Source organism: Dyadobacter linearis (assembly GCF_907165045.1).
In the GTDB taxonomy this organism is placed as follows: domain Bacteria; phylum Bacteroidota; class Bacteroidia; order Cytophagales; family Spirosomataceae; genus Dyadobacter; species Dyadobacter linearis.
The window spans coordinates 612313-626703 of record NZ_CAJRAU010000003.1; the positions used below are offsets into that span (position 1 = coordinate 612313).

Below are 14391 nucleotides of genomic sequence, written 5' to 3' on the forward strand. Positions count from 1 at the left end.
TGTAAGGCGGGCAGTCGAATTACCGGCTGCCCGATCTGTCTAAACTATCTATCCTCGTAAGCTGCCGAGGTCTCCCGCGGGATTTCGTTGCGGTTCTGGCAATTCTCTTTGGTACAATTGCCGTAAAAGATCAGGGAATGGTGCATCACACTAAAATTGAGCATTTCTCCCACCATGTTCTGAATGGACTGGATCCTTGGATCGCAAAACTCCATCACTTTGTGGCAATCGGTGCAGATCAGGTGATCGTGCTGCTTGTTTCCGTACGATTTTTCAAACTGCGCCAGGTTTTTGCCAAACTGGTGCTTGGTAACCAGATCGCAGTCTACCAGTACGTCCAACGTGTTGTAAACAGTAGCGCGGCTGACCCGATAACGCTTGTTCTTCATACTGATATAAAGCTCATCGACGTCAAAATGATCTTCCCTGGTGTAGATCTCTTCCAATATCGCAAAACGCTCGGGTGTTTTACGAAGTCCTTTATTTTCCAGGTAAGCCGTCAGAATTTTCTTGGCGGCTTCGAAATTTGGTTTGCTGGCTTGTGGCATATCTGTGATATTCTTGCGCGAAAATACGCTTTTTTACAGTAAATCATAGTCAGTCTGGCAATTTAACACCACCGGGACCAACCACATTTAATAACACTGCATATTGATAATCGTTCACCCAATTATGTGTGACTGAGGTTGGTGTCGAAGCGCTGAACGTTGTAAACTCCCTCTACCTGTTCGAGTTTATTTATGAGAATATCCAAATGTCGGGTATCCTGTACATAGAGTTTAATATCCCCATTAAAAACCCCGTCTTTGGTATCGATCGTGAGTCCCCGCATATTGATATGCAGCTCGTTAGAGATAATTCTGGTCACATCGTTCACCAATCCTACGCGGTCTGTTCCCGACAAATATAGTCCGGCCAGGAAAGCTTCATCCTTATTGGATTCCCACTTTGCCTTGATGATCCTGTTCCCGTGTTTGGACATCAGCTCGGCTGCATTCGGGCAGGTGGTACGGTGGATTTTAATGCCTTCGTTGATCGTCACAAAACCGAAAACGTCATCTCCCGCGATTGGGTTACAGCAGGCTGCGAGCTTGTAGTCGATCTTGTCCATATCGTCGCCGATTAGGAGCGTATCGCTGTCTGCACGGTCGCCGTGGATTTGTTTGAGGAATTTCGTAAGCGTTTTCCCGTCGCTCGAACCGTTTGCGGGAGCCGGAGTAACCGCATCTGCGGCTTTACGCTCTTTCGATTCTTTATCCCGCTTGAACCTTTTCAGTTCGTCAAGATGAATGTAGCCTTTCCCGATCCTGTAAAAAAAGTCGGTGGAAGTTTTGCATTCAAAAAACGCGCGCAGCTGGTTTACAACTTCGGCGGTGAGATCGATACCCAGAATTTTGAGTTTTTTCTCCACCATCTGCCGCCCGTCGGTTTCATAGCGGCGGTTATCTTCTTTCAAGAAATCCTTAATCCTCGCCCTGGCTTTCGAGGTAACTACGATCCGCAGCCAGTCTTCATTCGGCTTCTGCTTGCCGGAAGTAATGATCTCGATCTGGTCGCCATTATTGAGCACATAACTGATCGGGACCAATATCCCGCCCACTTTCGCCGCCATACAATGCGCGCCCACTTCTGAATGTATATCAAATGCAAAATCAAGTGCGGTGGCGCCGCTTTGCAGTACTTTCAGTTCACCTTTTGGTGTAAAAACAAAAACCTCTTCATTGAACAAATTGCTCCTGAATTCGTCCAGGAACTCTATTGCGGCTGTTTTATCGCCAAACCCATTTTCCAGCGTCTCGCGCACCTGCGTGATCCACTGTTCAATATTGCCGCGCACTTTGGTATCATTTCCTTTGTATTTCCAGTGAGCCGCATACCCCTTTTCAGCGATTTCGTCCATGCGCGTCGTGCGGATCTGGACTTCTACCCACTGGCCGCTTTTGCTCATTACAGTAGAGTGCAGCGACTGGTAACCGTTTGCCCGTGGCGTACTCAAAAAGTCTTTCAACCGGTCCGGGTTGGGCTTATAGTGGTCAGTTACAATGGAATATGCCTGCCAGCAGATCGCTTTTTCCCGATCATTTTCCGCCGAAGATTCGAGCACAATCCGAATTGCGAAAAGATCATATATTTCCTCGAATGGCTTACTCTGCTTGCGCATTTTGTTCCAGATCGAATAAATCGACTTGGGGCGCCCTTTGAGGATAAAATTCAAACCGGCAGATTCGAGGTCCTGGGCGATCGGCTCCATGAATTTCGCGATAAAGCGGTCACGGATCCCTTTCGTTTCTCTCAGTTTTCTGGCAATTGCGCGGTATTCCTGCGGTTCTGTGTATTTAAGATAAAGTTCTTCCAGCTCGGATTTAATGCTGTAAAGCCCAAGCCGGTGCGCGAGCGGCGCGTAAATGAATATCGTTTCCGAAGCTATTTTAAGCTGCTTGTCGCGCGGCATACTGTCAAGCGTCCGCATATTGTGCAGCCTGTCAGCCAGTTTAACCAAAATCACCCGCACATCATCCGACAGCGTGAGCAGCATTTTCCGGAAATTTTCCGCCTGCTGGGAAGATCCATATTCAAACTTGCCTGAGATTTTGGTAAGTCCGTCGATGATCTTGGCTACCTTTTTGCCAAAAAGCCGCTCAATATCCACGATCCGCATATCGGTATCCTCTACGACATCGTGCAGCAATGCCGCGACAATACCGGTGGTACCTAAACCGATCTCTTCAACAACGATCTGTGCTACTGCAAGCGGGTGGTAAATGTAAGGTTCACCCGACCGCCTGCGCATATCTTTATGGGCCTCAACCGAAGTATAAAAGGCCTTTTTGATTAATTTGGCATCATTATCCTTTAAGAATGGCTTGGCTGTGCGTAATAACCTCCGATACTTTTTAAGAATATCCTTCCGCTCCTGTTCAAGATCAATATTGAGGGCCTCAACGAGTTGCTCCACTGCTGTTTTTTAATTGGTATGCTTCACCAAAATAACAAATTCCGGCGACATTTTTCAATATCCTGTTACCAAAAGATAAAATTTTCAAAAAAGCTTGCATCTATCTAAAAAATAGAAATACCTTTGCACTCCCAATTCGAGAAAGGGCAGCAATATTAACCCCTATTGAATCTGGAAAAGTGAGCGGGCGTGGCGGAACTGGTAGACGTGCTAGACTTAGGATCTAGTGCCGCAAGGCGTGGGGGTTCGATTCCCTCCGCCCGTACGATTACAAGGGAATGACGGGGCATCAGATTCCTATCCCAATTTGGAAAGATGTGCTGCTCCGTAGTAAGACCCGTCAAATGCCCTCAGGACTTCGTTTTGAGGGCATTTTTATTTTTCATTTCTGTTTTATACCCAAGGTGTTACCATTAGCATAAGCGAAATATGGAAGTTCTGTTAGAAAAAAGCTCACCAACGTTGGCTTCATTGAAAGTAACGTTAACCAAAGAAGATTACCAGCCCAAGGTCGATAAAACGATAAAGGACTATTCTAAAAAGGTAAACCTGAAAGGGTTCCGCCCAGGAAAAGTACCTTCCCACGTGATCCAGCGCATGTACGGAAAAAGCATTTTGGTTGACGAGGTCAACAATTTGCTGAGCACTGCGGTGAGCAATTATATCAGAGAAAACAAATTGCAGGTTGTAGGTGACCCCGTTCCCGATCGCGACAAAGCGGCTGAGGTAAACTGGGACAAAGCAACTGAATTCGAGTTCGTTTACGAACTGGGTGTTGCTTCTGATTTTGAAGTAAATCTTTCGGAACTGCCTGCGGTGAAAAGATATACGATCAATGTAGATGACAATGAATTGAACAAAACATTGGACAGTCTGCGCGAGCGTTTTGCAGATAGCGTTCACCCGGAAGTAAGTGAAGCCGGTGATATGATTTTCGGCGAACTGAAACAGGAGTCAAGCGAATTCACAACCCGCACCGCTATTCCTACCAAACAAGTGAAGGAAGAAGCGGTTGCGAAATTTATCGGAGTGAAAAAAGATGACGTGGTCACTTTCGACATTCAGGATACATTCTCCGACGAATCGGCGATTGCGCACGTTACCGGCAAGAAAAAAGAAGATATTGGTTCACTTTCAGGCGATTTTGTTTTGACTGTTGAAGATATCACACGCCAGGCTCCGGCAGAATTCAACCAGGAGTTTTTTGATAAAGTACTGGGACCAGGTCAGGCTGACAGCGAAGAGCAATTCAAAGAAAAGGTTCTTGAAATTATCAAAGGAAACTACGAGCGTGAAACAGAAGCATTGCTTCGCCGCGATATCGAGTTTGCATTGCTTGATAATATCTCGATCGACGTTCCTGAGGAGTTTTTGAAAGATTGGCTGGAACGCTCTAACGAAGGCAAATTTAGCCGCGAGCAGATCGAGGAGCAGTTTGAAGATTTCAAAAAATCATTGAAACTGAGCCTGATTAAAAACAGGGTAGCAGACAGAGAAAGCATTAAAGTTGAATATCCTGAGATCATGGAATTTACCCGTAATATGGTAAAAGGTCAGTTCGGCATCTACGGTGACGATGACAATATGAAAGAAACGATTGACCGCGTGGCACAAGGTTACCTGGCTGACAAAGAGCGTGATAACTACACAAGCATATTCAATCAGGTATTTGACAATAAAGTATTAGACGTCATCCGCAACCAGGTTAGTACCGACGAGCAGACGATTGAAATAAGTGAATTTGAGAAACTGGCGAAAGGCGAAGAAGTAGCCGCCTGATTTTAATTCGCAATAAATATTTTTCACCGTTCCACGCCAAGGCGTAGAACGGTGTTTTTTTTAGAAGCCGATCCTTTCCCGCTGCTGGCCGATCTCGCGCACAATCCCTTCGCCAAACCATTGCCTGAATTTCAGTTTCCATTGATCCAGCTCGTTCTGCATTCTGCGGTTTTCAGCCAGGAGCCGCGTATTTTCCTGCCGAAGCCAGTCCGTTTCGGACATCGACAAAGAATCAAAACCGAGCATTTCCTGTAAAGGCACGTCGAGTAGTTTCGCAATATTTTCGAGCCTTGAAACTGAAAGCTCCGTTCTCCCACGCTCCAAATCGCCGTAGGCAGTGGTAGACAAGCCGAGCATATCGGCCATATTTTCCTGGGAAAGGCCTTTTTGCAATCTGATCAGGCGGATCTTTTCCGATAAGTTAGATGCTGCGCTCATAGTCGCTGTATTTATCTTTTTCAAAATCGTTTACAATGCAATGTAGTGACCGCCGCCAATATCTGATCCTCGCAAATTCCGACAAATTATCGCAGTAATTGACAAGGATTATTCAATGAAATGGTCAAATTTGTGACAGGTGAATTAATCAGCAAGCAGTTTTATAAACAGAAACTAACATATATTGCTTTTTGTTCTATAATGAATTTGCCCTTTAAATATAAATTCAATTAAAATTTAAGTTTATCGATGAACCACGGAAATGAATTTAGAAAATATGCTGTCCATCACCTTGGCGTGAACGGCCTTACAGTGGACGGTTACATGAACCACACAGTTGAAAATATGACCCGCTCGGTTATTGAAGAGCGTCCGATGAACTTCCGCGAGGTGGACGTTTTCTCCCGTTTGATGGCCGACCGCATTATATTCATGGGAACTGGTGTGGACGATAATATCGCGAATATCATCGTTGCACAGCTATTGTTCCTTGAATCTGCTGATCCTAAAAAAGACATTCTGATGTATATCAACAGCCCCGGCGGCTCGGTATACGCAGGGTTGGGAATTTATGACACCATGCAATATGTAAGACCTGATGTAGCGACAGTTTGTACCAGTCTTGCTGCTTCAATGGGCGCTGTATTACTGGCTGGCGGTGCTGCCGGTAAACGGGCTGCATTACCTCACGCACGTGTAATGATCCACCAGCCTTCGGGAGGTGCACAGGGAACTTCGGTCGATATCGAGATCACAACCCGTGAAATAGTAAAACTGCGCCACGAACTTTACGAAATCCTGGCTAATCATACCGGACAAACTGCGGAACAGATCGCAATTGATTCGGATCGCGATAAATGGCTGAAAGCCGGAGAAGCGAAGGAATATGGTCTGATCGACGAAGTTTTGACCAGAGATAAATAAAATATCAAAAAATGAATGCGAGCGCCCGGAGAGCCAGTCTGTCCGGGTGCTTTTTATTGTAAGGCCGATTTCTATTTGGTAAGCCGATCAAAAAACCGGAAATTTGTATTACTAACTGTTTAAATTTACCCAATGGCACAAGTAAGTTGTTCGTTTTGCGGACGTAAGAAAAACGAAGTCGATTTATTGCTTTCCGGAATAGATGCACATATATGTAATCACTGCATAGCCCAAGGCCACCAGGTGATTACGGAAGAATTAGGGGCGAAGGAGGATAAAAAAGAGAAAAAAGGCAAGCTTCCCAAGCTGAAACCAATACCACCAACGGAAATCAAACATTTTCTTGAACAATATGTAATCGGTCAGGACGAAGCAAAACGTTCGCTGGCTGTTGCTGTATATAATCATTACAAAAGGCTTAACCAGACGACTACCGAAGATGATGTTGTGATTGAAAAATCGAATATCATTATGGTGGGCGAAACCGGAACCGGTAAGACTTACCTGGCTAAATCTATCGCCAGAATCTTGCAGGTACCTTTTTGCGTGGCCGATGCGACGGTAGTAACTGAGGCTGGTTATGTGGGTGAAGATGTTGAAACAATCTTGACAAGACTGTTGCAGGCTGCTGACTACAATGTGGAAGCGGCCGAGCGCGGGATTGTTTACATTGATGAGATTGATAAAATCGCACGGAAGTCGGACAATCCGTCTATTACCCGCGATGTAAGTGGTGAAGGTGTGCAGCAGGCACTTTTGAAATTACTAGAAGGATCTACCGTGAATGTGCCACCACAAGGCGGACGCAAGCATCCTGATCAGAAAATGATCACGCTTAATACTGAAAATATCCTTTTCATTTGCGGCGGCGCATTCGATGGTATTGAAAGACATATTGGAAAACGTATCAATACACGTCCGATCGGTTTTTCAGGCGACAACAGGATCATCGAGATCTTTGATAAAGGTAATCTGATGCGCTACGTAACTGCAATGGACCTTAAATCTTTCGGATTGATCCCCGAGCTGATCGGTCGTTTGCCGGTATTGACGCATTTGAATCCATTGGATCGTGAAACTTTGCGACGTATCCTGACCGAGCCGAAGAATGCTCTGGTGAAACAATACAGCAAACTATTTGCGATGGAGGGTATTACACTTCACTTCGAAGAGGCGGTACTTGACTTCATTGTGGATCAGGCGATGACCTACAAACTAGGTGCACGTGGTCTCCGCGCGATTTGCGAATCGATCATGACAGACGCGATGTTTGATCTTCCGTCTCAGAAGGATGTGAATGAATTCACGCTTTCGCTGGATTACGCAAAAGATAAATTTGAAAAATCTTCAATGTCTATACTGCGCTCAGTAGCATAGTAATAGCAAGCTTATTTGAAACGCCTGGCATATCAAACGATGTCAGGCGTTTTATTTTTTATGGCAATAGTCCTATTTTGCAAACAAAAATAAAATAGTAGCATGGAAACCTGGCTGGGAAACAAATCGATAGTAATCATTGGAGGTACGACGGGGCTCGGTTTTTCAGCGGCCAAAGCTTTCGTAAGAAATGGGGCGAATGTGGTTGTAGTAGGGCGTAACCCTGAAAACTGCCTGGTGGCGGAGTTGCAGCTCGGAAGTACCGCGCGCGCAAAGCAAGGTGACGCCACACACCCGCAAACCGCGATGGACGCGATCCAGCTGTGTATCCGTGAATTCGGAAGTTTCGACGGACTGTACCACGTGGCAGGCGGAGGCGGCAAAAGTCTTGGCGACGGACCTTTGCACGAACTTTCCCTGGAAGGCTGGAACAAAACGCTCGACTGGAACCTCACTTCCCTGATGTTATCGAACCAGGCGGCGATCCGCACTTTTATTGGTATGAATAAAGGGGGTAGTATCCTGAATATGAGCTCGGTTCTGGGCTTTTCGCCTGCGCGGCATTTCTCGAATCATGCTTATGCTACTGCTAAATCTGCCGTGATCGGCTTTTCAAAATCCATTGCAGCATCTTACGCGGCCCAGAATATCCGTGTCAATGTGCTTACTCCGGGTATTATTGAAGGAATTGACGGTCAGCAAAAGGATTCCGCCGGATTTGTTACTACCAAACAGGCGCTCGACGGAGGCCGCTACGGGCTGCCTGGCGACCTGGACGGAGCGGCCGTTTACTTTATGTCGGACTACGCCAAATTTACTACCGGACAGAATTTTAGTGTGGACGGCGGCTGGGAAGTAAGCGACGGCCAGTACTGAATTAAATGTCTGCACAATGTGAACAATTCAAGAAGGGCGCGGCGTGGATCAGTTTTTTGTTTTTATTCGCATAAATTAGCGTGATAAACAGATAACCCCACTCCTATGGCAACCGGACCAATTGTAACCCTTACAATCAATCCTGCTCTTGATAAAAGTTCGAACGTAGCCCGCATTGTTCCTGATAATAAGCTGCGTTGCGATGCGCCTAACTTTGAGGCTGGCGGTGGCGGGATCAATGTAGCCAAGGCAGTTCACCGGCTGGGCGGAAATCCGATCGCTATTTTCACGATTGGAGGACCAACCGGACAGCGCCTGCACAAACTTGTGAAGAATGAGGGTGTGGAGACGATGGTGATCGAAACCAAACAATGGACACGCGAGAACTTTCACGTACTCGAAACCAGCACCGGTTTTCAGTACCGTTTCGGGATGCCGGGAACGGAAATGATGCCGACAGAAGTGCGTTCGATTCTCGAAATGCTCGAAGAATTTGACCCAAAACCTTCCTATATCATCGCCAGCGGCAGTTTGCCTCCGGGAGTTCCGAATGATTTTTACGGACAAATAGCCAAGATAGCGCACAACCAAGGCGCCAAATTTATAGCCGATACTTCCGGCGACGCATTAAGATATGCTACCGAAGCCGGCGTTTATTTACTCAAACCAAACATTATCGAGCTCAGCGAGCTGGTAGGTGTCGATAAATTGGAAATGGACGAGGTCGATGATGCGGCGCGTGCGTTGATTATCAGGGGCCAATGTGAAATTGTGGTGGTTTCGATGGGCGCAATGGGTGCGATGCTGGTGACGGAAGACCAGGTAGAACATATTCCGGCTCCGCCTGTGCAGCCCAAAAGTACAGTGGGAGCGGGAGATAGTATGCTTGCAGGCATTGTTTGGACCTTATCACAAGGAAAATCGTATCGGGAAGCCGTGAGAATGGGCGTGGCCTGCGGCACCGCAGCTACCATGAATGCAGGTAGCGAGCTGTTCAAAATGCAGGATGTAAACCACCTGATGGACTGGCTGAACCGTTACGGAAAACGTTATTCTGCTAGCTGAGCATTTCCGATTAATTTATAATCATAGTAAGAAATTATTGACACTGTCTTTTTTGAAATAAAAGACTTGTCATGTCAGAAATACAATCACGCCGCCAGTTTGCAAAAATAACTGCCGCAGCCGCCGCAACCCTTACTTTTAAACCTTTTTACATTCTGAATGCGAAACCGAAACTCGATGGGGAAACCATTGGGCACGGGACGCATAAGTACAAAGTCAACCAGGGCTGGGGAAACCTTGATTCCTCCAAATTCCCTGTTAATAACTGCCACGAAATGGTCCAGGACAGCAAAGGCAGGCTGATCATGGTGACGGACGAGATCAAAAACAATATCCTCATTTACGACCGGTCGGGCAAGTTGCTGGAAAGCTGGGGACACGAATATCCAGGCGGACACGGGCTGACATTGTGGAACGCAAATGGCGAAGAATTTCTCTTCATCACCGATCCTAACACAGGAAAAGTGACTAAAACAGACCTGAAAGGCAAAGTTTTGCTCACCATTGAACATCCTTCCAAAGTAGGCGCATACAAAGAAACCGACCCTTTTAAACCCACAGAAACAGCAATAGGACCTGACGGAACGATCTACGTCGCTGACGGTTACGGTTCTAACTTCATTTTGAGATACAATCAAAAAGGAGAGTTTATGGACAAATTCGGCGGAACCGGCGACGGTGACGCTCAGTTTTCGACCGCACACGGCGTTGCAGTCGATTATCGCGACAAAGCCAACCCTACCCTGCTCGTCACTTCCCGCGCGCATAACTCATTCAAGAGATTTACATTGGATGGTAAGTACCTCAGCACATTGTTTTTGCCGGGTGCATTCGTTTGCCGTCCCGTTTTTCAGGGTGAGAACCTATTTGCAGGCGTTTGCTGGTCGCGGTTACGCTATTTGAACCAAACACCTAACTCAGGTTTTGTGACGATTCTGGACAAGAATAATAAGGTAATTTCAAATCCGGGCGGAACCAAGCCGGAATATAAAAATGGTGAATTGCAGATGATGGTGCAGGAAAAACCGATTTTCATGCATTGCCACGACGTTTGCATTGACGGCGATCAGAATATTTATGTCTGTCAATGGAATGCCAAGAAAACTTATCCTGTAAAGCTGGAAAGAGTTTAAAATTACAGTCGGGCTGGTTCCTCAGCGGACCAGCCTGACTGTAATTCCATTGATTACCATTGTCCCCACCATCAAGATCCCGTAAGCCGAGGCAATTGGCATTTGCGGGACAAGCCAGGCCACTCCCACCAGGAACGCGATAAATCCATATCCGGCCAGCATTAATCCATACAATATCCTGATCGCCGCATTTGCACCTTGCTGCGAATGCGTAAACACCGCCAGCGTGGACGTCATAATAGGAAATGGAGTGAGGATGCCGCTCCAAGTAGGCCCGAGGTAATCTGCCGCCTGAGTAAGTACTACCACAAAAAACGTCGCTACGATCATCCGCAGCGGAATATCATACGAAGGCTGTTTGCGGAAGTCTGTCTTCGCTTTTGGTTTTGGAAAAAAATATAATACAAATGTGAGTACGCTGATATTGAGGATAGTAGCCCCGAGCAAAGATATGTCCCGGCCGAGTGACAACAGCGCCACAACGAAATATACCGAATAGCTGATCAGAACCGTTGGCAGCCAGGATAACCGCGGGGATAAAACGGAGTAAACCAGCGCGAACAATATGGTACCGATCGACCCTAGCAGCGCCGAAGTGATCGTGGAAGCGGCGAATGCAGAACCGTGTTCCAGGGCAATGTAAAATGATATTGGTCCCGCGACCCATGGAAAACCGCCAATCCATCCCCCAAAACCTTCTCCCCATTTTCTCACAGCGAGCGTCACGCCGGCGATGAGCGGCGGCATCAATAGTATTTTGGAAATTAGCAGATAAGACAACTTTCGTAGCGATTTAAAAGCGCAAATTTACATTTCCCGCATTGAATCAGTGGCAAGATTCCCAAAATACTTGACTGTTAAAGTTGCAACAAAGTTGCACTAATACTATTTTTGTATTTATTAACAATAGCACACCTCTGTCAGTTTCTGATGCCCTATAAGCGCCATATTTTTCTCGTTATTTTCAGCTTGCTGTCTGTTTTGTCTTATGGTCAGAATCAGGGCTGCGCGTGTTTTGTAAAAGGTATTGTGCGGGACAAACATTCCGGTCAGCCGGTTGTGGGGGCTACTGTTCAGATACTTGGCCAGAATAAGGGCGTTTTCACGGACGCTTCCGGCCGGTACGAATTGCGGGATCTTTGTCCGGGTTCCTACACCATGGAATGCCGCATCGTGGGCTATGCGTCATTTCAGCACAAGCTGGATCTGACTGCTGGTCACGAGGAAAACTTCAATCTGGAAGAGCAGGAAGTGCATTTACAGGATGTAGAAATTACCGCTCACCGCTCGGAAGCGCTTTCTTCCCAACCATTAACAACCATTTCTGGCGTCGATCTGGAAAAAACGCGTGGACAGAATTTAGGCGAAAGCTTGAAAGGTGTGACTGGCGTGACTACGCTGCAAACTGGTTCTTCGATCTCAAAACCCGTTATCCACGGGCTCCATAGTAACCGGATATTGATCATGAACAATGGTGTGCGCCAGGAAGGGCAACAGTGGGGCTCGGAGCACGCGCCGGAAATTGATCCATTTATTGCGACACGATTATCAGTTGTGAAGGGTGCCGCGGGTGTCCGTTATGGTTCTGATGCAATAGGCGGGGTTATTTTGGTGGAAACGGAGGAGCTTCCTTACAACAAGCAGTTGAGCGGGGAAGTGAATGCGGTCGGCTTTTCGAATGGAAGGCAGGGTGTTGGTTCTGCTACCTTGCAAGGCGGTATCAAAGGTTTAAAAGGCTTCGCCTGGCGGGCGCAGGGTACGATCAAGCGTGGGGGGAATATCCGTACTCCCCGCTATTTCCTGGATAATACCGGGATCAGTGAGAAGAACTTTTCGCTGGGTGCGGGCTATCGCAATCAGGGTTTTGGTATAGATGTGTTTTACAGCCGGTTCGCGACGAAGATCGGTATTTTTTCAGGCTCTCATATTGGCAGCGTTACGGATCTTCTGAATGTGATCAAAAATGGTGAGCCGCTTATTAAATCCGGATTCAGCTACAATATCGCCCGGCCGAATCAGAATGTTGCCCACGAGCTAATTAAAGCAGAAACACATTACCATTTTAAAAACGGCAGCGGCATTCAATGGACATTTGCAAGGCAACTGAATGACCGGAACGAATATGATTTGCACCGGCCGAGAAACGATTCGATAGCGGCGCTCAACCGGCCGGAACTCACTTTCAAATTGTCGACGCTGACCAACGACGTTGTCTGGGACCATAAACCGATCGCTGGTAAGCTGGCCGGACAGGTCGGGATCAGTACTTTGTATCAATATAATTTAATGGACGGACGTCCGCTGATACCCAATTTCAACCAATTCAATATTGGCTTGTTTTGGCTGGAACGTTATGTTACTAATAAATGGGAGCTGGAAGCGGGCGTGCGATACGATTACCGGACATTGAAAACTTACCGGATCGTGAATCGGGAGACAATCGCCAATGATTTTCAGTTTGCTAATTTCTCAGGAACGATCGGTGCGACCCGCAATTTCTCGGAACGGTTTTCTGCGCGGCTGAATGTAGGTTCAGCCTGGCGCGCGCCCAATGTAAGTGAGCTTTTCAGCGACGGTGTGCACCACGGCGCCGCCGCTTTTGAGAAAGGCGACGCGACGCTTCAATCTGAAAAGGCGCTGAATACTACAGCAAGTTTGAAATATGCAGACGAAAAATGGTCAGTCGAGATCGGCGGCTACTACAATTACATTTCCGATTACATTTATTTAAAACCCCAGCCTGAGCCCATTCTTACAATCAGAGGCGCTTTTCCCTATTTCAAATACACCCAGACCGACGCTTCCTTTACCGGGATCGACCTTTCCGCAAGCTGGAAATTTGTCAAAAACACAACGATTGCGAGCAAGCTCAGCTATCTGCGCGTTTACGATCAGCGGAATGACACTTATCTGGTCATGATCCCGCCGAACAGACTGGACAATGAATTCAAATATGAAATACCGGGAATAGACGAAAAGTGGCACAATACCTTCGTTTCTGTTGGAAATTTACTTGTAGCGCGGCAAAAATGGGTACCTGCGAACAGCGATTTCCTCCCGCCGCCAAAAGCATACAGCCTCTGGAACCTGCAAGCGGGCACTTCACTGCGCTTTTCAGAAAAACAGGAGCTGGAAATCGGCGTAAGTATTCAGAATATCTTCAATACCGCTTATCGGGATTACCTCAACCGGTTCCGGTACTATGCAGACGAAATGGGTAGAAATGCCTCGCTGCGCCTTAAATGGAAGTTTGGAAGCTAATTAATTGCATTTGGGGCAGGTACCCTGAATGAGCAGATTGAAATTTTGCGGCTTATAACCAGCCGGTAACTGAACCGCGGGAATGCTCAGATTTTCAAGACAATTTGTTTCTCCGCATGCATTGCATTTGAAGTGAATATGATCGTGCTGATGTTGCTCCTCCGAACAATTGTGCGAACATAATGCATAGCGCAAACCTTCATCATCCAGCACTTTGTGGATAATCCCTTTTTCCAGGAAAGTTTTTAACGTACGGTAAATCGTCACGCGGTCATAATTCTCACCGAGCGCACCTTCGAGGTCACCGTGTGAGAGTGCATTTTTCTTGGTAATGAAAGTTGAAAGTACATCTTCCCGGCAAGTTGTTGTACGAAGGTGGTGCCCTTTCAATGTTTCCTTCAATTGATCCATCTTTTCCAATAATTTATTACTTCACAAAAGTTGATATCTATAAAACCTTTCACACCAAAGTTAAGTTCTATCACTTACAATTACCAACCGGCAGTTGCCTCCGGTACCAGGTCAACGTTGAAAATATTTTGCAACGCGGTTGCATGTAAGTATTCAATGTGCTATTTTTGC

General features: G+C 46.6%; 12 protein-coding genes and 1 tRNA gene. 8 read left to right on the forward strand and 5 right to left on the reverse strand.

Annotated features, from left to right (window positions below; translation table 11 throughout):
* Positions 1-44 precede the first annotated feature (44 nt).
* Both KOD92_RS13015 and KOD92_RS13020 read right to left on the reverse strand, forming a co-directional pair.
* Entirely contained in the window at positions 45-548 is a 504-nt protein-coding gene (locus tag KOD92_RS13015; protein WP_215234003.1) for a Fur family transcriptional regulator, read from the reverse strand.
* 122 nt (positions 549-670) lie between these two features.
* Positions 671-2956: a RelA/SpoT family protein gene (locus KOD92_RS13020; RefSeq protein ID WP_215234004.1), complete on the reverse strand. Its 2286-nt coding sequence runs from the start codon at positions 2954-2956 to the stop codon at positions 671-673.
* 183 nt (positions 2957-3139) lie between these two features.
* On the opposite strand from KOD92_RS13020, the gene KOD92_RS13025 reads away from it, so the two are divergent.
* Positions 3140-3221 (forward strand) — tRNA-Leu (locus tag KOD92_RS13025).
* 164 nt (positions 3222-3385) lie between these two features.
* Positions 3386-4735 (forward strand): trigger factor, encoded by a 1350-nt coding sequence (gene tig / locus KOD92_RS13030; protein ID WP_215234005.1) that lies wholly within the window; start codon positions 3386-3388, stop codon positions 4733-4735.
* 60 nt (positions 4736-4795) lie between these two features.
* Here the strand turns inward: tig and KOD92_RS13035 are convergent, their stop codons facing one another.
* Entirely contained in the window at positions 4796-5173 is a 378-nt protein-coding gene (locus tag KOD92_RS13035; RefSeq protein ID WP_215234006.1) for a helix-turn-helix transcriptional regulator, read from the reverse strand.
* 249 nt (positions 5174-5422) lie between these two features.
* On the opposite strand from KOD92_RS13035, the gene KOD92_RS13040 reads away from it, so the two are divergent.
* The 5 genes from KOD92_RS13040 (at position 5423) to KOD92_RS13060 (ending at position 10548) form a co-directional block, all read left to right on the forward strand.
* Positions 5423-6097, forward strand: a complete 675-nt coding sequence (locus KOD92_RS13040) for a ClpP family protease (RefSeq protein WP_215234007.1) — start codon at positions 5423-5425, stop codon at positions 6095-6097.
* Positions 6098-6229: 132 nt separating this feature from the next.
* Entirely contained in the window at positions 6230-7474 is a 1245-nt protein-coding gene (gene clpX, locus KOD92_RS13045; protein ID WP_215234008.1) for an ATP-dependent Clp protease ATP-binding subunit ClpX, read from the forward strand.
* 102 nt (positions 7475-7576) lie between these two features.
* Positions 7577-8350: an SDR family NAD(P)-dependent oxidoreductase gene (locus KOD92_RS13050; RefSeq protein WP_215234009.1), complete on the forward strand. Its 774-nt coding sequence runs from the start codon at positions 7577-7579 to the stop codon at positions 8348-8350.
* Positions 8351-8455: 105 nt separating this feature from the next.
* Entirely contained in the window at positions 8456-9415 is a 960-nt protein-coding gene (locus KOD92_RS13055) for a 1-phosphofructokinase family hexose kinase (RefSeq protein WP_215234010.1), read from the forward strand.
* Positions 9416-9486: 71 nt separating this feature from the next.
* Positions 9487-10548 (forward strand): NHL repeat-containing protein, encoded by a 1062-nt coding sequence (locus KOD92_RS13060; protein WP_215234011.1) that lies wholly within the window; start codon positions 9487-9489, stop codon positions 10546-10548.
* Positions 10549-10569: 21 nt separating this feature from the next.
* Here the strand turns inward: KOD92_RS13060 and KOD92_RS13065 are convergent, their stop codons facing one another.
* Entirely contained in the window at positions 10570-11328 is a 759-nt protein-coding gene (locus KOD92_RS13065) for a hypothetical protein (protein WP_229254656.1), read from the reverse strand.
* A gap of 150 nt (positions 11329-11478) precedes the next feature.
* Here KOD92_RS13065 and KOD92_RS13070 point away from each other — a divergent pair, with 150 nt between their 5' ends.
* Positions 11479-13809, forward strand: a complete 2331-nt coding sequence (locus KOD92_RS13070; protein ID WP_215234012.1) for a TonB-dependent receptor — start codon at positions 11479-11481, stop codon at positions 13807-13809.
* Here KOD92_RS13070 and KOD92_RS13075 read toward each other — a convergent pair whose 3' ends face one another.
* Positions 13810-14220, reverse strand: coding sequence for a Fur family transcriptional regulator (locus tag KOD92_RS13075; protein WP_215234013.1), 411 nt, complete (start codon positions 14218-14220; stop codon positions 13810-13812).
* Between the last annotated feature and the right edge of the window lie 171 nt (positions 14221-14391).

Bases quoted from the DNA above. Each gene is read 5' to 3' on its own strand.
- KOD92_RS13015 (WP_215234003.1), bottom strand. From the start codon at position 548: ATGCCACAAGCCAGCAAACCAAATTTCGAAGCCGCCAAGAAAATTCTG.
- tig (WP_215234005.1), top strand. From the start codon at position 3,386: ATGGAAGTTCTGTTAGAAAAAAGCTCACCAACGTTGGCTTCATTGAAA.
- KOD92_RS13035 (WP_215234006.1), bottom strand. From the start codon at position 5,173: ATGAGCGCAGCATCTAACTTATCGGAAAAGATCCGCCTGATCAGATTG.
- KOD92_RS13040 (WP_215234007.1), top strand. From the start codon at position 5,423: ATGAACCACGGAAATGAATTTAGAAAATATGCTGTCCATCACCTTGGC.
- clpX (WP_215234008.1), top strand. From the start codon at position 6,230: ATGGCACAAGTAAGTTGTTCGTTTTGCGGACGTAAGAAAAACGAAGTC.
- KOD92_RS13050 (WP_215234009.1), top strand. From the start codon at position 7,577: ATGGAAACCTGGCTGGGAAACAAATCGATAGTAATCATTGGAGGTACG.
- KOD92_RS13055 (WP_215234010.1), top strand. From the start codon at position 8,456: ATGGCAACCGGACCAATTGTAACCCTTACAATCAATCCTGCTCTTGAT.
- KOD92_RS13060 (WP_215234011.1), top strand. From the start codon at position 9,487: ATGTCAGAAATACAATCACGCCGCCAGTTTGCAAAAATAACTGCCGCA.
- KOD92_RS13070 (WP_215234012.1), top strand. From the start codon at position 11,479: ATGCCCTATAAGCGCCATATTTTTCTCGTTATTTTCAGCTTGCTGTCT.
- KOD92_RS13075 (WP_215234013.1), bottom strand. From the start codon at position 14,220: ATGGATCAATTGAAGGAAACATTGAAAGGGCACCACCTTCGTACAACA.